This window comes from Dactylosporangium sp. NPDC000555 (genome assembly GCF_040300025.1).
In the GTDB taxonomy this organism is placed as follows: Bacteria; Actinomycetota; Actinomycetes; order Mycobacteriales; family Micromonosporaceae; genus Dactylosporangium.
On sequence record NZ_JBEPDB010000125.1, the window covers coordinates 1 to 17,706 of the forward strand.

At 74.8% G+C, this 17,706-nt stretch carries 18 protein-coding genes; 9 read left to right on the forward strand and 9 right to left on the reverse strand.

Annotated features, from left to right (window positions below; genetic code table 11):
- Positions 1 to 269: MFS transporter (locus tag ABT297_RS40240; RefSeq protein ID WP_350558450.1), on the reverse strand; the 269-nt coding region annotated here is incomplete at its 3' end.
- Between the two features lie 189 nt (positions 270 to 458).
- Between ABT297_RS40240 and ABT297_RS40245 the strand changes: the two genes are divergently transcribed.
- Positions 459 to 1,121 carry a zinc ribbon domain-containing protein gene (locus tag ABT297_RS40245; RefSeq protein WP_350558453.1) on the forward strand — a complete coding sequence of 221 codons (663 nt, stop codon included), beginning with the start codon at positions 459 to 461 and terminating at the stop codon, positions 1,119 to 1,121.
- Between the two features lies 1 nt (position 1,122).
- Positions 1,123 to 2,559 (forward strand): hypothetical protein, encoded by a 1,437-nt coding sequence (locus ABT297_RS40250; protein ID WP_350558456.1) that lies wholly within the window; start codon positions 1,123 to 1,125, stop codon positions 2,557 to 2,559.
- A gap of 27 nt (positions 2,560 to 2,586) precedes the next feature.
- Here ABT297_RS40250 and ABT297_RS40255 read toward each other — a convergent pair whose 3' ends face one another.
- Positions 2,587 to 3,036: a hypothetical protein gene (locus ABT297_RS40255; protein WP_350558459.1), complete on the reverse strand. Its 450-nt coding sequence runs from the start codon at positions 3,034 to 3,036 to the stop codon at positions 2,587 to 2,589.
- 240 nt (positions 3,037 to 3,276) lie between these two features.
- Between ABT297_RS40255 and ABT297_RS40260 the strand changes: the two genes are divergently transcribed.
- The 3 genes from ABT297_RS40260 (at position 3,277) to ABT297_RS40270 (ending at position 6,308) form a co-directional block, all read left to right on the forward strand.
- Complete coding sequence (locus tag ABT297_RS40260; protein WP_350558462.1) at positions 3,277 to 3,504, forward strand: SCO4848 family membrane protein; 228 nt, start codon at positions 3,277 to 3,279, stop codon at positions 3,502 to 3,504.
- Between the two features lie 204 nt (positions 3,505 to 3,708).
- On the forward strand, positions 3,709 to 5,130 hold the full coding sequence (locus ABT297_RS40265) for a hypothetical protein (RefSeq protein ID WP_350558465.1): 1,422 nt from the start codon (positions 3,709 to 3,711) through the stop codon (positions 5,128 to 5,130).
- Positions 5,127 to 6,308 carry an ARPP-2 domain-containing protein gene (locus ABT297_RS40270; RefSeq protein WP_350558468.1) on the forward strand — a complete coding sequence of 394 codons (1,182 nt, stop codon included), beginning with the start codon at positions 5,127 to 5,129 and terminating at the stop codon, positions 6,306 to 6,308. The genes ABT297_RS40265 and ABT297_RS40270 overlap by 4 nt, the downstream gene beginning before the upstream one ends.
- Before the next feature lie 278 nt (positions 6,309 to 6,586).
- Here ABT297_RS40270 and ABT297_RS40275 read toward each other — a convergent pair whose 3' ends face one another.
- From ABT297_RS40275 to ABT297_RS40295, 5 genes are all read right to left on the reverse strand, one after another.
- Positions 6,587 to 8,077: a non-homologous end-joining DNA ligase LigD gene (locus ABT297_RS40275; RefSeq protein ID WP_350558471.1), complete on the reverse strand. Its 1,491-nt coding sequence runs from the start codon at positions 8,075 to 8,077 to the stop codon at positions 6,587 to 6,589.
- A gap of 649 nt (positions 8,078 to 8,726) precedes the next feature.
- A complete protein-coding gene (locus ABT297_RS40280) occupies positions 8,727 to 9,539 on the reverse strand; it encodes a YunG family protein (protein WP_350558474.1) in 813 nt (270 codons plus the stop codon).
- Positions 9,540 to 9,575: 36 nt separating this feature from the next.
- Positions 9,576 to 9,878, reverse strand: a complete 303-nt coding sequence (locus ABT297_RS40285) for a nucleoside triphosphate pyrophosphohydrolase family protein (RefSeq protein ID WP_350558477.1) — start codon at positions 9,876 to 9,878, stop codon at positions 9,576 to 9,578.
- Between the two features lie 14 nt (positions 9,879 to 9,892).
- On the reverse strand, positions 9,893 to 10,105 hold the full coding sequence (locus ABT297_RS40290) for a PspC domain-containing protein (protein ID WP_350558480.1): 213 nt from the start codon (positions 10,103 to 10,105) through the stop codon (positions 9,893 to 9,895).
- A 66-nt stretch (positions 10,106 to 10,171) separates the two neighbouring features.
- Positions 10,172 to 10,834, reverse strand: coding sequence for a class I SAM-dependent methyltransferase (locus tag ABT297_RS40295; RefSeq protein WP_350558483.1), 663 nt, complete (start codon positions 10,832 to 10,834; stop codon positions 10,172 to 10,174).
- A 201-nt stretch (positions 10,835 to 11,035) separates the two neighbouring features.
- Here ABT297_RS40295 and ABT297_RS40300 point away from each other — a divergent pair, with 201 nt between their 5' ends.
- Positions 11,036 to 12,379: a glutamate-cysteine ligase family protein gene (locus ABT297_RS40300; protein WP_350558486.1), complete on the forward strand. Its 1,344-nt coding sequence runs from the start codon at positions 11,036 to 11,038 to the stop codon at positions 12,377 to 12,379.
- A 27-nt stretch (positions 12,380 to 12,406) separates the two neighbouring features.
- Here the strand turns inward: ABT297_RS40300 and ABT297_RS40305 are convergent, their stop codons facing one another.
- Entirely contained in the window at positions 12,407 to 13,117 is a 711-nt protein-coding gene (locus ABT297_RS40305; RefSeq protein ID WP_350558489.1) for a hypothetical protein, read from the reverse strand.
- Between the two features lie 67 nt (positions 13,118 to 13,184).
- Here ABT297_RS40305 and ABT297_RS40310 point away from each other — a divergent pair, with 67 nt between their 5' ends.
- Both ABT297_RS40310 and ABT297_RS40315 read left to right on the forward strand, forming a co-directional pair.
- Complete coding sequence (locus ABT297_RS40310; protein WP_350558492.1) at positions 13,185 to 15,062, forward strand: SpoIIE family protein phosphatase; 1,878 nt, start codon at positions 13,185 to 13,187, stop codon at positions 15,060 to 15,062.
- Positions 15,059 to 15,967, forward strand: coding sequence for an aminoglycoside phosphotransferase family protein (locus tag ABT297_RS40315; RefSeq protein ID WP_350558495.1), 909 nt, complete (start codon positions 15,059 to 15,061; stop codon positions 15,965 to 15,967). The genes ABT297_RS40310 and ABT297_RS40315 overlap by 4 nt, the downstream gene beginning before the upstream one ends.
- Here the strand turns inward: ABT297_RS40315 and ABT297_RS40320 are convergent.
- The gene (locus tag ABT297_RS40320) at positions 15,852 to 16,859 is read right to left on the reverse strand and encodes an NADP-dependent oxidoreductase (protein ID WP_350558498.1); all 1,008 of its coding nucleotides are present in this window, start codon (positions 16,857 to 16,859) and stop codon (positions 15,852 to 15,854) included. The two genes, ABT297_RS40315 and ABT297_RS40320, sit on opposite strands and share 116 nt — an antisense overlap.
- 161 nt (positions 16,860 to 17,020) lie before the next feature.
- On the opposite strand from ABT297_RS40320, the gene ABT297_RS40325 reads away from it, so the two are divergent.
- Positions 17,021 to 17,695: a cupin domain-containing protein gene (locus ABT297_RS40325; RefSeq protein WP_350558501.1), complete on the forward strand. Its 675-nt coding sequence runs from the start codon at positions 17,021 to 17,023 to the stop codon at positions 17,693 to 17,695.
- The last annotated feature ends 11 nt before the right edge of the window (positions 17,696 to 17,706 follow it).

Below are 17,706 nucleotides of genomic sequence, written 5' to 3' on the forward strand. Positions count from 1 at the left end.
GTGAGCAGGGCGAGGCGGCGCCGGTCGGCCTGGTCGATGAACGCGCTGCCGGCCAGGGCGACCACGACGATCGGGGCGGCGACGGCCAGCCCGACGAGCCCGACCATGGCCGGGCTGCGGGTGCGGTCCCAGACGTAGTAGGTGACCGCGAACGCGCCGAACTGGCCGCCGATCCCGGACGCGGTCGAGCCGAGCCACAGCCGCCGGAAGGGCGGGTGCTCGCGCAGCGGGCGGACATCGACGAGGGCACCGAGCGGCGTCAGGGGCACCGTGCCCACGCTAGAGCGGCTGGGTGTCGACGTCACTCGATTTATCAGGGTATCGGGCGGCGGGAGGCGGTGACCCAGGTCGGGCGCCGATCAGGCGATGTCAAATGGCCGACTTGCCGATCATGAAACCGATGGGCAACAGGTACAAAGGCTGGAACGCCGGTTGCTGCGAAGAGGAGTCTGCTGCCCATGGCTGGCATGGTGCCGTTCACCAACAACTACTCGGACCACTCCACACGCGAGGGGTACCAGTTCGAGTTCAACTGCATGCGGTGCGGAAACGGGTACTCCTCCAGCTTCCAGCACTCGGTCACCGGCTTCGGCGGGCGTCTGCTGCGCATGGGCGGCGACCTGCTCGGCGGCGAGGTCGGCGCGAAGGCCTCCCAGATCGGCTGGGACGCCCAGTGGATGCGCGACGGCGTGCGTGACTCGACCCGCGACAAGGCCCTCGCCAAGGCCGCCGCCGAGATGCAGTCGCATTTCACCCAGTGCCATCGCTGCGGGCAGTGGGTCTGCCAGCAGGTGTGCTGGAACCACGAGCGCGGCCTGTGTACCAGCTGCGCGCCGCGGCTCGACCAGGAGATCGCCGGCATGCAGGCGGCCGCCCAGGTCAACCAGCTGCACGAAAAGATCCAGGAGGTCGACTGGACACGGAACGTCAACTACCGCGACCAGGGTGTGGGCCGGTGCCCCTCGTGCATGGGCGAGACCGGCGGCGGCAAGTTCTGCCAGCACTGCGGCACCCCGCTCGCGGCCGCCCCGGCGCAGCAGAAGCGGTTCTGCGGCAACTGCGGCACACCGTCCACGCCCGGTGCGATGTTCTGCGCCGAGTGCGGCACGTCGACGGCCTGACGTGCGGTTCCGCCTCATCGCCGACGGCGGTGCCCTGCTCGACGAGGGCGACGGCACCGCCGAGATGGCCGGCGGCGCGCTGGTCGTGACGCCCGCGTCGGGCGCGGTCCTGCGCGTCGCCCCCGCGGACATCGTCGAGATCGATGAGCCGCAGCCGTACACGGTGGGGCTCGCCCTCAGCGACGGTGCCCGGCTGGAGCTCAGCCGGCTCGGCGTCATGCGCACCCAGCTGCTCGCCGAGCTGGCCGAGGCGCGCGTCGCCGACACCGAGCGGGTGCTGCTGCTCGACGGCGTCGGCACCCCCGAGGCGTTCCCGGGCGCGGCGGACGGCTCCCCGGCGGAGCTGCGACTCTACGACGACGCCCTGGTCATCGTGCCGACCGGCGGGCTCGCCGACAAGATCCCGTACGCGTTCGTCCGGGGCGTGACGACCGACGCCTCCGGGTACACCCTCGGCCTCGACATCGCCGGTCGCCCGCCGGTCGCGATCGGGCGCCTGGCCCGGCGTACCGGAGAATTCTCGGAACTGCTGCGGACCCGGGTCGGCGCCGCGTCGGGCCGCACCGCCCACTTCCTGGCCGCGCTCCTGCCGGGCCTCGGCCCGGTCGCGCTGCGGTCGGTCGCGGCGCTGCTGCGCGACGGCCTCGCCGCCGCCCGCACCGACCTGGAGGCGGTCGAGCCGACCGTCTTCCCGGCCCTGCTGGACGCCGCCTGCCGGCCGGGCACCGCCGCCGGCGCGCGTCACCTCCTCACGCTCGGCACGACGTGGCTGGGCTTCAAACAGACCGCTTCGGTACAGCGGGAGGGCTCCGGCGCGAGCCCGTGGCGCGACTCCGCCCGCCCGCCGGTGCTCGACCACGACGGCCGCGCGGGCTCCTTCGCCGCCGGCCTGCCGGGCATGTTCGCCGCCGGCATGATGTCCGCCGGGCCGACGCTGGGCCACGGCTTCGACGGCCCGTTCGCCGCCTACGGCCCGGCCCTCGCCTACGGCATGCTGGGCACGACGGGCGGCCTGCAGAGCACGCAGGCGGCCGGCCCGCACCTGCCGCGCGCGGTCTTCCCCCACGAGCGCGTGACGCCGGCCTCCACCGACCACGACGCGCTCACCGACGCCGAGACCCCCGCGGTGCTGGCGTTCCTGCTGTGCCTGACCCCGGGTGGGCACCTGGTGTACGAGGTGCTCAACGCCCCCGGCCACGACACCTACGTGTTCACCTGCCGCGACACCGACCAGGCCGCACAGCTCAACCGCGCGCTGGACCTGCTGGGCTTCCGCGTCGAGGGCATTTCCTCCGACACGTCCTCGGCCGGGTCGCGGTACCGCAAGGCCGCCCAGCGCCTGCCCGCCCTGCGCATCCTGCGCGAACGCTTCGCGGGCCGGGTCGTGCACACCGACGGCTGGGCCGAGCGGCTCGCCACCCTGACCGCCGGGAGCTGACTCGCCCCGACCGGCTGGGCCGCGGCGTCAGCGCAGCTCGTTGGACAGGACCCGGCGCAGCGCGTCGACGACCTGGTCGGGGGCGAACCGTCGCAGGGCGGCCGCCTCCGCCTGGCGCAGCGTCGCGCCGAGCCGCGCGTGCGGCGACTCGCGCACGACGGCGACGAGCCAGGCCTCCAGCAGCGTCGGGTCGTCCGGCAGCTCGAGGTCGGCGTCGCGGGGCGCGGGCGGCGGCGCCTCGCCGGTCGGCAGCGGCGCACCGGCCGACGCGTACGCCGCCGGCGGCACGCCGACCCGATACGGATGCACGCACGTCGGGGTGCCGGTGGCGGCGCTGACACGGTAGCCGCGGCCGGAGTCGTACGGGTGCTCGTTGCCGGGCCGCTCGGCGACGTCGAAGGCGCCGAGCGCCAGTGCCTGAGCCGGGCAGGCGACGCACGTCGCGTCCCTGATGTCCGCGGCGCTCGGCAGTCCCACCCTTCGCAGGGTACCGCTCATTGTTCCCTTGCCATGGGTGCGGGCCTGGGGGTGGCGGCCCGCCGCGCGGAGGTGCGGCGGGCCGCCGTTGGGGGAACGGGTCACTCGGCCGGACCCCGTTCGCCCGCTTTTCAGCGGGCACCGTCAGGCTATGCAGCCGAATCCGTTGGTACGGACCGAATGCGGCCTCATCCCAGGATGATCATTCTGCTGCGCAAAACGGTCCGGCATACTTCATCCGTGGTGTTGTCACGGCGCTGGTCGGTCTTTCTCGTTGCGGTGGGCGTGTGGAGCTGGGTCATCTGGCCCAGGTTCCTGCTCGCCATCTGGCGCGACGACCGGGCCTGGAGCGCCTCCGGCGCGCCCACCGGCTTCTTCTGGATCCACGCGGTGCTCATCGCCGTGTCGCTCGCCATCGGCACCGCCGTCGCCGTCCTCGGCATCCGCGGGTGGCGCGCCCGCCGGTAGGCCTCATCGCCCCTTGCCGCGGCCGTGGCGGTCGCCGCGACCACCGCCGAAATCGGAGCGCGGCGGCCGGCCAGGCGGCGGTATGCTGGCCCGGCCGGTCGCGGGACTGTCCGCGCGACTTCCGGAACCCGCCTCTGAAGCGACGCTTCGCAGCTCGCGCGTCTGATTCCCCGACCGGCGCCCAGAATCCGCCAAGGGGAGGCCATGGTGCTGCCGGTGCTGCCCGAGCTGGCCGAGCTGACGGCGTGCGAGGACGTCGTCATGTTCGTCAACGCCGCCGTCACCGCCACCGGGCAGCGCGAGTTCCACGCCGACGCGACCGAGCAGCGACTGTCGCTGGCCTTCCTGCACGAGTATGCGCTGACCAACTACCGCGAGATCTACGCCGCGACGCTCGCGCTGGACATCAACGACCACAACGCGGCGACCATGGTGCTCAACCTGCTGCGCACGGCGCAGGCGGTGCCGCTGCCGCAGCGGAAGCTGGAGGGGCGCCTCATCGCCGCGAGGCTCTCCGCGCTCCCGCCGCAGCGGGTGTACCGCGTGCTGCGCGCCCTGCGGGCCGAGGGCATCAACAACCGGCGCACCCGCGCGATCGTGCGGGACTGGGTCGCGGCCCGGCCCGACGTCGCGTTCGACGCCGTCAAGTATCGCCGCGGCCTTGCCGTCGCGGCCGGGCACGCGCACCTGCGGCTGCCCGGCGAGGTCGGCACGATGCTGTTCGACTGGCGGCGGCCGAAGCGCTACGACACGCCGATCTTGGAGTCCTGGCGGCGCGCGCACTACGAGAAGGACGCGCTGTTCGACCTGCCGTACACCGTCGCGGAGGGCCTCGCGTCCACCCGCCGGCGCGACATCGACCGCGCCGAGTTCCTGCGCGCCATCGCACCGCGGCTGACCGAGCTGGAGCGGCTGCGGCTGCAGCGCGCCGGGCACGGCCACGTCGAGGCGGCCCTGGACCGCCAGCCGCTGACCCGGCTGGCGCTGTACGCGTTGTCGCTGCCCCGGCCCGAGCGGGCCCGCCGCCGCGAGGAGCTCACCGCCGCGCTGCGCGCCGCCGCCCGCCGGGCCGCGGGGCGCGGCGCCGGCACGTGGGGCGACGTCGTCGCGGTGCTCGACGACAGCTACTCGTCGTCGGGCTCGGCCGTGAAGCGCCGCCGGCCGCTCGCCGTCGCGCTCGCCACGCACTATCTGCTGGAGGCGCTCGCCGGGCGGTACCGCCCGACCTGGCTCAACCACTCGGGCGATCCGCTGCTGGTGCACCCGCTCGGCGCGACGCCGCTGGGGGAGCGCCTGCTCGACGCGCTCGCGCTGCGCCCGCAGCGGCTCGTCGTGGTCTCCGACGGGTGGGACAACGCCCCGCCCGGCCAGGCCGCCGAGGTGCTGCGGGTGTGGCGGCAGCGGCTCGACCCGGACGGCCGGACGTCGATCGTGCACCTCAACCCGGTGTACGACGGCGCCGCCTTCGACGTGCGCCGGCTCTCGCCGCACGTGGCGAGCGTCGGCGTGCGCGACGCCGAGGACGCGGCGGCGCTGGTCGAGCTGGCCCGGTTCGCCACCGGCACGGCCACCTTCGCCGAGCTGCGCGCCCACCTGGACGAACGAGTGGAAGGGTTCCTGCGGTGATCCGGGAGCTGCCCGGCCTGCCTGGCCTGCGCACCGGTCCCGCGCAGACGTGGGGCGCGGCCCGGCTCGTGCCGCTGCTGCGCGACGAGCCGATCGCGGACCTGCGGCTGCACGCGCGCCTGCACGACGAGCACGATCTGTCGATTGTGGAGCTCACGCCGCGCGAGGCGTACGTCGCCTACGTGCCGCACGCGTTCGTCGCGACGTGGACGGCCGACGGCTCGCCCGCGGCGGCGTACGGCACCCAGCTGATCGACCCGCGCGAGCCCGGGGAGCGCTGCCTGCCCCGCGTCGCCGGGCTGCGCTTCCGCCGCCGCATGGCCCGCCGCGAGGACCGCCACCGGCTGCGGTTCCTGCCGCTGCACCTGGCCCTGGAGGGCTTCCTCGGCCTGCAGTTCGACGGCCCGCCGATCGCCTGGCAGGAGTGGACCCGCGAGGCGGTCACGCGCGGGCTGTCGCCGCGCGTCGAGGAGGCCTACCGCGGCGCCGACGTGCGCGGCCTCGACGACGCGCTGCGGGTCTTCGAGATCCATCCGGGCCAGTGCGGCCTCGTGCTGTACCTGGCCGACGCCCTCGCGGGCGTGTTCGTCGTGCCGCACCCCGACGACTACCGCGCCCTGCACCCGACGCTGCTGCGCGACTACTACGGCGAGCTGCTGTACCACTACACGCAGCTCTACCCGGCCGTGCCCGAATTCCATCAGCCCCTCGACGCGTCACGCGTGCACTCGATCGAGGACCTGCGCGGCGAGCTCGCCAGGGTGCGGGCCGAGTGGGCATCGTTCCACAACGACGTCATGTTCACCGTGCGTTCGATGCGAACCCGCCCGGTGTACCGCACGGGCCGCTTCACCCTCGCCCGGTTCCTGCCGCCGTTCGACCCCGCCGCCGACAACCACATCGGCGAGACCATCACCGACGAGGCGGGCAACGTGGCGTATCTCAAGACGTTCCGGCTGTCGGCGGCCCAGACCAGGCGCGGGCACCTGCTGTCGCGGCTGGCCGAGCACGAATGGGACCTCGACGCGGCGGCGGCGGCGCTCGGCACCGACCGGCAGGGGCTCGTGCTGCGATTGGACCGGGCCGGCTTCGGCCACCTGCTGCGCCCGGACATCATCGACGCCTGCCGCGCCGCGGCCCGCCGCTCGCAGCGCGCGGATCGGCTTCCCCAGCGCTGATCGCCGTCGCGCCGCGGCCGCGGCGGTTCGCGGACCTCGGGTATGACGCCGACCGTGGATGCGGCCGGCGCCATATCGCCGTGGTGTGCCCGTTCCCCGTGGCTATCGGGGGCGGTCACCTGGCTGCCGGTGAGCTTGTGCGATCGCATGCTTCGCTTCCGGTACCACCAGTTTCGCCAGCCCGTTCGGGCCCCGTCGCGATTTCCGGCGAAGCCACCCGATCGATGCGGTGTTCGGCCGCGCCCGCACCCTGAGGGGCCGAGACCCCGACGGAGGCGTCAGCGCAACGGCGGCAGCCGCTGCGGATGGTGCAGTACCTCGGCGAACAGGTCGCCGCGCGCGGCGAGCCGGGCGCCGATGGTCCGGATCGTGAACCCGTCCGGCCGCAGGCCCGGATCGTCGAGCTCGTCCCAGCCGATCGGCGCCGACACGGGCGCGCCCGGCGCCGCCCGCGGGCTGTACGGCGCGACGAGCGTCCGGTTCACCGCGTTCTGCGTGAAGTCCAGCCGCGCGAGGCCGCCGCGCCCGGCCCGCTCCCACGCCCAGCTCACCAGGTCGGGCACGACCGAGCCGACGGACCGCGACAGCGCCTCGACCCACGCACGCGTCTCGGCGAACCCCGGCCCGGCCTCGACCGGTACCCAGATCTGGATCCCGCGCCGCCCCGTGACCTTCGCCCGGGCGACGACCCCGAGGTGCTCGAACGCGGTCCGGTGCAGCCGTGCGAGCACGAGCAGGTCCTCCCAGCGCGTATCCGGCCCCGGGTCGAGGTCGACGAGCGCGTACGTCGGCCGGTCGGGCCGGTCCGTCGGCGACGTCCACGGGTGCCACTCCAGGCCGCCGAAGTTCACCGCCCAGACCAGCGCCGCGGCCTCGGAGGCGACCAGGTACTCGGTGCCCGATCCCGGCTCCCGCCAGCGCGGCAGCCACTCGGGCGCGTGCCCCGGCAGCGCCTTCTGCCAGAACCCCTTCGAGCCCGGGCCGCCCGGGAAGCGGTGGAGGTTGAGCGCGCGCCCGGCGAGATAGGGCAGCACGGTCGGCGCGATCTGCGCGGTGTACCGCAGGATCTCCCGCTTCGTCACCGCGGCGGCACCGTCGCGCCCCGCGAACAGCACCTTGTTCAGGTTCGTGACGCGCAGGTCCCGCCCGAAGACGTGCCACGTCCCCGACTCCCCGAGCGCCTCCAGCCGGGCGAGCTCGTCGTCCGCCGGTCCGCTCGCCTTGAGCCGCACCGCCGCCCGGGCCGCCGGCAGGTCCGAGCGCCACATCAGCTCCGGGTCGGCCCTCACCTCGTCGCTGGACCGTCCACTGAGGACCGACAACGGCAGCGCGGCCGCGTCCCACCCGGCCACGGCGTGCTCGTCGCGCTTGTGCAGGAGCAGCCATTCGTCGGCTCGGGTGCGCACGATGACGAACCGGCCGCGCAGCTTCTGTCCGTGCAGCTCGAAGTGCAACTCCCCGGCGGCGATCTCGGCCGCCGGGTCGGGGCCCTTATACGGCACCCAGGTCCCCGCGTCCCACACGATCACGTCGCCGCCGCCGTAGGTCCCGGCCGGGATGACCCCCTCGAAGTCGACGTACTCCATCGGGTGGTCCTCGACGTGGAAGGCCGCCCGGCGCACCTTCGGGTCGAGCGAGGGCCCCTTCGGCACCGCCCAGCTGACGAGCACGCCGTCCAGCTCGAGCCGGAAGTCGTAGTGCACGCGCCTGGCCCGGTGCAGCTGCACGACGAACCGCCGCGTGGGCTGTTCCGGGCGCGAGTCGGGCACGCTTCGAGTGTCGCGTCTTCGAGCCCGTCGCGCCGCTTCTGGACACATACCGTGCGAACAATTCATATTATATCGGACAACCGGCGGTCGGTGACGCCTTCGGGCCGACCCGACGGCAACCGCTATCTCCGTTCGCGCGAATCGCCCGCGGGGTGGTTTCACGGGCCAGGCCCGGTCGGCTTGACGCTCGAGCCGGCCTTCCGCGCAGCCCCGGTCGCGTCGCGATCGAGCCGTGTCGCCGGCGCGGTCGAACCAGGTCGCCGCTGTGGTCGAGCGGGTCGCAGCCGTGGGGTCGCAGTCGTGGGGGAGGCGGGTCTCGGGCGTGGTCGAGCCGGGTCCGCGGTCGTGGTCGAGCGGGTCGCAGCCGTGGGGGGTCACAGTCATGGGGGGAGGCAGGTCGCGGGCGCGTCGAGGCGCGTCGTGGCCGCGATCGGGTGAAGTCGCAGCCGTGGTGGGGCCCGGTCCCGGACGCGATCGAACCAGGCTGCGTCCGGGCCAGGGCGCAGCCGTGGTCGGGCGAGGCCGTGGTCGGGCGAGGCCGGGTCAGGCCGTGGTCGGGTCAGGCCGTGGTCGGGTCAGGCCGTGGTCGGGCGAGGCCGGGTCAGGCCGTGGTCGGGTCAGGCCGTGGTCGGGCGCGGTCGTGGTCGGGTCAGGCCGGGGTGGTGCGGCGGGCGGCCGTCTCGGCGCGGACCGGGCTCGCACGGCTGCTGCGGATCAGGGCCCGCAGCGCCACGGCGGCGGTCGGGGACAGGTCGGTGCCGGCGAGGTCGTCGGCCAGGATGCCCGAGTCGTCCAGGTCGTAGCGGCCCGCCAGGATCGAGATCTCGACGTGCGGCGCCGCGCCCGTCACGTCGGAGATCGTGCCGTGCCAGTGTGGGTGCAGGCGACCCGTGAACTCCACCGCGGCCTCCTCCGCCAGGGCGCGGCGTGCGGTCTCCTCCACTCCGGCGCCGGGAGGGACCCGGGCGGCGGGCAGGGCCCACTGGCCGGGCTCGAACCGGGCCGTGGGGGAGCGGCGGCGCAGCAGGACCGCGCCGGCCGGGTCGACCAGCAGGGCCAGGGCCAGGCGTGCCGGGGGCACGGCCGGGTCGGGCGACGGAAGGCGGCCCAGGCCGGTCAGGACGCGGTGGCGCAGCAGGGCGTGCTGGCCGCGGCAGCGGGCCGGCGGGCCGTCGGGGGGCGGGACCGGCTCGCCGCCCACGACCAGCTCGCCGGGGCGGAACTGGTCGCGGGTCAGGTCGAGCTCGGTGCCGTCGGGCAGACGGTTCCAATAGTGGTGGCCCGCGGGCTCCCCGCCGGCGGTGACCCGGCCGCGGAGCAGGTCGCCGCCCATGATTTCCCGCACGACCAGCGCGGTGGGGCCGCACTGGCCCCGGGACGGGTTGCCGGGGTGCCAGTCGGCGAGGTCGGACGGGTCGCACGTGTCGGGACCCCAGGAGCGCAGCAGGAGGGGGAACAACATGGGCGTATCATGCCGTAGGGGTACGACAAAAATGGATCAGCCCTGGTCGTGCCAGTGGCGGAACAAGGCGAGCTTCTGCCGGGCCCGGGCATCGACGGCGGAGCCCAGTCCGTTGGTCTCGGTGAAGAACGCTATCGCGGCGGTGAGGTCGCCGCACTCCTCGATGAGAGGTTGGCGCAGGTCGGAGCGATCGTAGTAAAGGTCTCGGCCGGAGACGCCGACGATCTTGCCCAGGACCTGGATCAGCTCGCCGGCCTCCTCGGCCAGCTTCGCCAGGCCGGGCCAGACATCGGAGCCGATCTCGTAGGGGCCGGCCGGGTTGAACTGTTGATCTTCCACTCGCGCAAGGTTCATCAAACCTCGGACGGCATGAGGACCCACAGGATCGGGTACACCAGGATCTGGCTGCCGGGGATGAGCAGCAGCACGAGCACGAACAGCAGCCGCGCCACCCACGGGTCGAGGCCGAAGCGCTGCCCCAGCCCGGCGCACACGCCGCCCAGGACCCGCCCGTGCACCGGCCGGACCAGACCCTGCCGGCGCATCGAGCTGTGCACGGTGTCCATGGTCTTCTCCTTCGGTCGAGGGAAGTGGTTCCTCTCAAGCATCCGCAGAACCGGACCCCAGCCGCATCAGGGGACGGCCCTGGCCCGCCCCTGAGATGGGGCCCTGGGCGCGAACCGCTCGACGATGCCGAGGCTGAAGCGCTCGTGGCGCAGCGGCGAGAACCCAAGCTCCAGCGCCCACAGGTACGGCCGGCGCCGGAAGTGCTCGCCCTGCAGCGGGACCGTGACCGCGTCGGCCAGCGCCTGCAGGGCGCGCACCGGCAGTACCGTCGAGGTCACATGGTCGGCGAGCAGCAGCAGGCCGCCGGGGCGCACGACCCTGGCCATCTCGGCGAACGCCGCCCGCCCGTCGGGGATCGCGCACAGCCCGAACGTGCACAGCACCGTGTCGAACGACGCGTCGGGCAGGTCCAGGGCCTGCGCGTCGCCGAGGCGCAGGTCGGCGTCGAGGCCCAGCCCGGCGGCCCGGCGGCGGGCCAGGTCCAGCATGGCCGGGCTCCACTCCACGCCGGTGAGCCGCACGCCGGGCGGGTAGTGCGGCAGGTTGAGGCCGGTGCCCAGGGCGACCTCGAGCGTGTCCCCGGTGGCCTGCGAGACCAGCCACGGGCGGGTGTCGCGGAAGTACCGCTGCTCGATGAGGCCCATTCGCCGGTCGTAGTCGGTCGCGTGGCGGTCCCAGAACCGGCGCAGCCGCGACTGTCGCCGGTCCGGAGGCTGGTTGACGGACATCGAACCAGGATATTGGCCTCGGGCCCATCGCGCTCGTGCATGCGGGTTGCGACCGGCGGTCCGGCGCACGCGGTCACAGTCGATGCCAATCCCTGACAGAAACCCGGCACCGGCGACGATTACGCTCCGGCGATCCCTCGGCTACCATGGGCGTCTTCCGGCGATGGGCGGGGCGGGCCGCCACTGTCGGGGGAGGCCCTGGTGGGTGAGACTGCAACGCTGCGGCGCGCGGATCTGCGCCGCGTCTTCGACGCGCCGCCCGGGCGCTCGGAGGCCGTCGGGATCGAGGTCGAGGTCGGCCTGGTCTGCCGCGAGGACCGGCGCAACGCGTCGTATCCGCAGGCGCTGGCGCTGCTGGACGGGCTGGTCCGCGGCCGCGGCGCGAGCCCCCTGCTCGACGGCGCCTACACCATCGGCGCCGCGATGCCCGGCGGCGGCACGTTCACGCTGGAGACCGGGGGAGCGCTGGAGTACTCCTCCGCGGCGTTCCCCACCGTCGCCGAGGCGGTCGCCGACGTGCGCGACAACCTGGTCGCGGCGGCCGGCATCGGCGTCGGGCACGGCCTCGCGCTGATCACCGGCGGGATCGTGCCGTTCGCGGCGGCCGACGGCATCGCGTGGAACCCGAAGCCGCGGGTGCGCGTGATGCGCGAGTACTTCCGCGAGCTCGGCCCCGACGGCGGCCACGCCGACGAGGTCATGGGCCTGATCCTGTCGGCGCAGACGTCGCTGGACTACGTCTCGCACGAGGACCTCATGGACAAGCTGCGGCTGCTGGTGCGGGCCGCGCCGATCGTCGCCGCCCTGTTCGTCGACTCGCCGGTGGCGGGCGGCACCGACACGGGCGCGCTGTCGCGGCGGATGCAGTACTGGCGCCGCTTCGACCCGCGCCGCTGCGGCGTGCTCGGCGTGGCGCTCGAGGCCGGCGCCGGCGTCGACGAGCTCGTCGAGTGGGCCCTTCGCCTGCCGATGATCTACCGGCTGGTGGACGGCTCGCACGTGGCCGCGCCCGGCATCCCGTTCCGGCAGGCGATGCGGGACGGCTTCGGCGATGGCACCTACCCGACCGAGGCCGACTGGGAGCTGCACCTGAGCCAGGTCTGGCCGCACGTGCGGGTCCGGCGCACCCTGGAGACGCGCCTGTCCGACGCGCCGCCGTGGCCGTGGTTCGGCGCCGGCGCCGCGCTGTGGACCGGCCTGGCCTACGACCCGCGCGCCCGGTCGGCCGCCGGCGCGCTGCTGCGCGACCTGACCGCCGAGGAGCTCGACCGGGCCGCGGTCGACGTGGCCGTCAAGGGGCTCAGCGCCTCCGTGGGGCCGTACCTGGCCCAGGACCTGGCCCGGGAGCTGCTGCGGCTGGCGCGGCGCGGGCTGTCCGCCCGGGTCGCCGCCGGGCTGGAGCGGCCCGAGGCGCTGCCGCTGCTGGAGCCGCTCGAGGAGGTCTGCGAGACGATGCGCACGTTCGCCGACCGGACGCTGCAGGCCTGGCAGCGCGGGCCGGACGAGTTCCTGCGCGCCTTCAGCGTGCCCGGCGAGCCGGCCTGAATCGCCGGCATGCGTCAGCGGCCCGAGTCAGCTGCCCAGCACCCGCAGCGTCACGGCCGCCAGGCCGGCGAGGATCTCGGTGAAGTGGTTGGAGTGCAGGCCCGCCGAGCGGACCGCGACGTCGTGGGCGCGGCCGCCGGCGGTCAGCGCGCCGCCGTCGTGGTACGACTCGTAGGGCGCGTCGCGCACCTGCACGATCGCGAACGCGAACAGGTTCTCGTGCCGCTCCTGCGCGCCGGCGCGGGTGTGCTCCCAGCGGTACCGCTCCCGCATCGCCTCGAACGCGGTCCCCTCGCCGCCGTGCGCCTGCGGATGCACCGACGCGTAGGTCTCGTTGGCGAAGCGGACGGTCCAGCCCGAGGCCTGGTGCTCGGCCGTCTTCGCCGCGATCATCGCCTGGATCTGCCGGATCTGCTCCTCCGGCATGCCCTGGGCCCGCATCCGGGCGATCCGGGCCGCGTTCTGCCCGGCCACGATCTCGCCGGGCTCCAGGCCGGGTGCGCCGACGCCGCCGTCGCGCAGCCGCTTGCGGATGGCGTTGCCGATGAAGCCGGTCGCCTCCGGGCCGAGCAGGTCGAGGGGCCTGATCTCCGCGACCGGGTGGCGCAGGTACGCGCCAAGCAGGTCCAGCGGCACGGCGGCCAGCCCCTGCGGGTGCCCCACGGGCACCGGCGGCATCGCGAACAGGTCGGGTGGCCCGCCGGGATCGGCGGGCTGGTGCCGGAAGCGTCCGAACATATGCCCATGATGGCGCCCCGACCGGGCCGCGCACCTCGACTGACGCACGCCTGACAGGATGAGCCCCATGGACGCCGACCCGCTCCGCTCAGCCATCGAGCAGGCGCCCTGCATCCTGATCGCCTGCGAGGGCCCTGACCTGCGCATCATCGGCCTCAACGAGGCGTCGCGGGCGCTGTTCCCGGGCCGGGACCTGCTCGGGCTGCCGCTGCGTGAGGCGTTGGCCGACCTGGCCGGGCAGCAGTGGATCGACCTGTACGAGCAGGTGTACCGCACCGGCGAGCCCGTCGCCGGCCAGCAGTGGCGCGCCCACCTCACGCTGCCCGACGGCTCGGTCCGGGAGCTCTTCGCCGACTTCGGCATCACGCCCTGGCGTCACCCGGACGGCCGGATCCGCGGCGTCATCGGCGGCGGCACCGACGTCACCGAGATCGTCCAGGCCCGGTTGTCCGCCGAGCGGCACGCCGCTGAACTGCAGCGGCAGTACCGGCAAGCCCGCGACGTCGTCGACGCGCTGCAGCAGGCGCTGCTGCCGCGCGGCCTGCCGCTGCTGCCGGGCGTCCGGGTCGCCGCCAGCTACCTGCTCGCCGGTGCCTGCGCGGCCGCGGGTGGCGACTGGTTCGATGCGGTACCGCGGCCCGGCGGCGCCGTCGCGCTCGTCGTCGGCGACGTGGTGGGCCACGGCGTCACCGCCTCGGGCGTCATGGGTCAACTCCGCGCCGTGCTGCAGGACCGCCTCGACGACGGCGACCCGCCCGGCGCCGCCCTGGCCGCCGCCGACCGCCTCGCCCGGCGGGTGCCGGCCGCCCGCGCCGCCACCGTCTGCGTCGCCGTGCTCGACCCCGCCTCCGGTGCTCTGGAGTACTGCACGGCGGGCCACCCGGTGCCGCTGGTCGTCTCCGCCGCCGGCGCCGCCCGTTTCCTGCCCGCCTCGGGCGCCGCCCCGCTGGGCACCGGCGGCGACTTCCCCGTCGCCACCGCCCGGCTCGACCCCGGCGACCTGCTGCTGCTCTACAGCGACGGCATCATCGAGCGCCCCGGTCGCGGCGCCGCCGCGGCGGCCGAGGAGCTCGCCCGCGTCGCCTCCGACGCCGTCGCCGGCCGCGCGCTGCACGCCCCCGAGGCCTCCGCGGCCGAGCGGGCCTGCACCCAGACCGTCGAGCTGCTCGTGCGGGCGACCGGCCACCGCGACGACATCACGCTCCTCGCCGCGCAGTTGGTCGCCGCGCCGGAGCCGCTGCACACCGAGGTACCGGCCGACCTGACCCGCCTCGGCGTGCTGCGCAAGACGCTCGCCGCCTGGCTTGAGGCGCTCGGCGTCACCGGCGAGGACGCGTTCGCGCTGCAGCACGCGATCGGCGAGATCGTCACCAACGCGGTGGAGCACGCCCCCGGCGGCGAGTCGGTCGAGGTGCGGGCGCGGCTCACCGACGCCGGCGCGGTCGAGGTCGTCGTCGCCGGGCGAGGCCTCTGGCGGGAGCCGGAGCGGGTCTCCGAGCGCGGCCGCGGCCTGGCCCTGTCCACCCAGCTCGTCGACGAGCTCACGCTGGAGCGTTCCGCCGGCGGTACCGTGGCCACCCTGCGCCTTCGCGTCACCCGCCCCGCCGCGCTGCTCAACGGCGCGGCCCCCGTCCCGACGCCGCAACCGGCCGCCGGACTGTCCGTCGTGGACACGGCCGGCGGCACGGCCGTCCTCGTCGCCGGCCCCGTCGACGCCGGCGGCGCCGACCGGCTGCAGCACGAGCTGCTCTACCGCTCCCGCGGCGGCACCGTCGCGCTCACCGTCGACCTCGCCGGCGTCACCCACCTGGCCAGCGCCGGCGTCGCCGCCCTGCACGCGGTCGCCGCCCGGCACCGCGCGCACGGCACGGCGCTGACCCTGCTCGCCCCGCCCGGCAGCCCCGCCCGGCACGTGCTGGCGCTCGTCGCCCTGCCGTACGCATGATCACTCCCGCCCTGCGCCGCAACGTCACCACCGTCTGGGCGGAGGCCGGCGAGCGCTGGCTCGACACGCTGCCGGCCACCCTCGCGGCGATCGCCGCCGACTGGTCCCTCACCGTCGGCGACCCCTTCGATCTCTCGTACCACTACGTCACCGCCGTCACCCTCGCCGGCGGCGGGCCCGCCGTCCTCAAGCTCGGCGTGCCGGGCGGCGGCTCGCTCGCCGAGGAGGCCCCCGCCCTGGCGGCCTTCGACGGCCGCGGCGCGGTGCGGCTCCTGCGCGCCGACCTGGACCGCGGCGCGCTGCTGCTGGAGCGCGCCCTGCCCGGCCACCGGGTCCGCGACCTGCCGGACGCCGAGGCCACATCGGCCGCGGTCGCCGTGATGCGGCTGCTGCACGTCCCCGCCGCAGTCGTGCTGCCCGACGCGCTGACCCAGGTCGGGGCCTTCGACGAGTACCTGGCCCGGTTCCCCGACGGCGGCCCGCTGCCCCGCTCGCACGTGTCGACGGCGGCGGGCCTGATGCGGGAACTGTGCGCCTCGGCTCCGTCCCGCGTCCTACTGCACGGCGACCTGCACCATGACAACGTCCTGCGCGCCACGCGTTCGCCGTGGCTGGCGATCGACCCGCACGGCCTGAGCGGCGACCCGTCGTACGATGCCGGCTCCTGGCTCTTCAATCCCGACCCCGACGACCGGGATCCGGCCCTGACCGCGCTGGTTCCGGGGCGGCTCGAGCAACTGGCCGACGAGCTCGGGCATCCCCTCGACCGGCTCGTGGCGTGGGGATTCGTCAAGGCGGTGATGTCGGACGTGTGGACCGCCGAGAACTGGACCCCGGGCGCGACATGGTCCCCGGCGAGCCGCGCCCTGGACGTGGCTGATCTCCTCCGCCCCGAGCTGTCCTGATGGTGCTCCAGGGGACCAGGATCGTCTTGCCGCGGAGGCGGCCGGCCTCGGCGTCGCGGTGCACGGCCGGCAGCTCGGCCAGCGGTCGTTCGGCCGCGATGTCGAGCCGGACTGTGCCGTCGTCGACGAGGCGGACGAGGGCGGCGAGGTCCCCGGGGTCGTTGCGCACCACGAACCGCACCGCCCTGATCGAGCGGCCCGGCGGCGGCTCGATCGGCGCGGTGACGGACACGATCGTGCCGGACGGGCGGACCAGCGGTACCAGATCCGCGGGCTCGTCGACCGGCACCAGGTTGATCACGACGTCGAACGTCCCGCCCGGCGCGCCTCGCGTGTAGTCGTGCACGGTGTGCGCGCCGAGCGCGCGCACGGTAGCGGCGCTACGCGCGCTGGCGGTGGCGGTCACACGACCCCCGGCGTACCGGGCCAGTTGCACCGCGTAACCGCCGATGCCGCCGCCGCCCCCGTTGACGAACACCTCGGCCCCGCTCGCGATCCGTGCGTGCTCGAACACGGCCTGCCACGCGGTGACCCCGGCGACGGGCAGCGCGGCGGCGTGCGCGAGCGGCACGTCACGCGGCGCGAGCACGAGCAGCGCGGGGTCGACGGCCACGAACTCCGCCGCCGCGCCCCCGTCCACGCGCCCCACGACCCGATCGCCGGCCGCGAACGGCCCGCCCGGCGTGACAACGGTTCCCGCGAGATCCCATCCCAGGGTGTACGGCAGGTCGAGCTCGAACATCCCGCGCAGCCATCCGTTGCGCAGCCCGATCTCGGACGGGTTGAACGACGTCCCGGCCACGCGGACGAGCACCTGCCCGTCACTGGGCGTAGGGATCGCCGCGTCGTCTTCGCGGACCACCGAGGCGTCACCGTACGTGTGTATGCGCATCGCTTTCACGCTTTCGAAGCTATGCGGCGCAACGGGTCCGGCCCATGCCCGCGCGTCCCGCGTTCATACGCGTACGTCTTCGGCCGGAATCACCGCGCCGCGGGCGCGCGTTGGTGACAGTTGGTGACACTGTCGCGGTCGGGAGTTTGGGGGGCGTGGGCGTGGACGTGCTCAGTGACGCGGTCGCGGTGATGCGCACCGGCCGCCCGGTGTCGGCCCGTCTGGCCTGGCGGGTGCCGTGGGGCCAGCGGTTCGCGACGGTGCCGGGTGCGGCCGGCGTCCAGGTGATCCTGCGCGGCTCCTGCTGGCTGGTGCCGGACGACCGGGCCCCGATCGCCCTGTCCGCCGGCGACGTGCTGTTGATGGCGCACGGCCGCGGGTACGCGCTGGCGGACTCACCCGCGACACCGTTGCAACCGTGCACCGCCGGGTCGCCCGAGCCGGCACGCCCGGTGCCGGGCGCGGAGGCGGGCGTGGTGCTGTGCGGGGCGTACGAGCTGGAGCCGAACCGCGCGCATCCGCTCCTGGACGAGCTGCCGGAGCTGGTACACCTTCGCGCCCCCACCGACCAGAGCCCGCAGCTGCGTGCCGTGGTCGAGCTGCTCGGGGCCGAGCTCGAGCGGCCCGGCGCCGGTGCCGGGGTGGGTGTGACGGCCCTGCTCGACCTGCTGTTCCTGCACGCACTGCGGGGGTGGTTCGACCGGGTCGCGTCGCTCGGTGGCGACCGGACGGCGGGTACGAACGAAGACGGGGCACGCGGGTGGGCGGGTGCCCTTCGCGACTCGGCCGAACTCGGCGCGGTACGCCCGCGGCTTCCGGTCAAGACCACGGCATGAATCGACCGCGC

Bases quoted from the DNA above. Each gene is read 5' to 3' on its own strand.
- ABT297_RS40245 (WP_350558453.1), top strand. From the start codon at position 459: ATGGCTGGCATGGTGCCGTTCACCAACAACTACTCGGACCACTCCACA.
- ABT297_RS40265 (WP_350558465.1), top strand. From the start codon at position 3,709: ATGGTGCTGCCGGTGCTGCCCGAGCTGGCCGAGCTGACGGCGTGCGAG.
- ABT297_RS40280 (WP_350558474.1), bottom strand. From the start codon at position 9,539: ATGTTGTTCCCCCTCCTGCTGCGCTCCTGGGGTCCCGACACGTGCGAC.
- ABT297_RS40290 (WP_350558480.1), bottom strand. From the start codon at position 10,105: ATGGACACCGTGCACAGCTCGATGCGCCGGCAGGGTCTGGTCCGGCCG.
- ABT297_RS40295 (WP_350558483.1), bottom strand. From the start codon at position 10,834: ATGTCCGTCAACCAGCCTCCGGACCGGCGACAGTCGCGGCTGCGCCGG.
- ABT297_RS40305 (WP_350558489.1), bottom strand. From the start codon at position 13,117: ATGTTCGGACGCTTCCGGCACCAGCCCGCCGATCCCGGCGGGCCACCC.
- ABT297_RS40310 (WP_350558492.1), top strand. From the start codon at position 13,185: ATGGACGCCGACCCGCTCCGCTCAGCCATCGAGCAGGCGCCCTGCATC.
- ABT297_RS40315 (WP_350558495.1), top strand. From the start codon at position 15,059: ATGATCACTCCCGCCCTGCGCCGCAACGTCACCACCGTCTGGGCGGAG.
- ABT297_RS40320 (WP_350558498.1), bottom strand. From the start codon at position 16,859: ATGCGCATACACACGTACGGTGACGCCTCGGTGGTCCGCGAAGACGAC.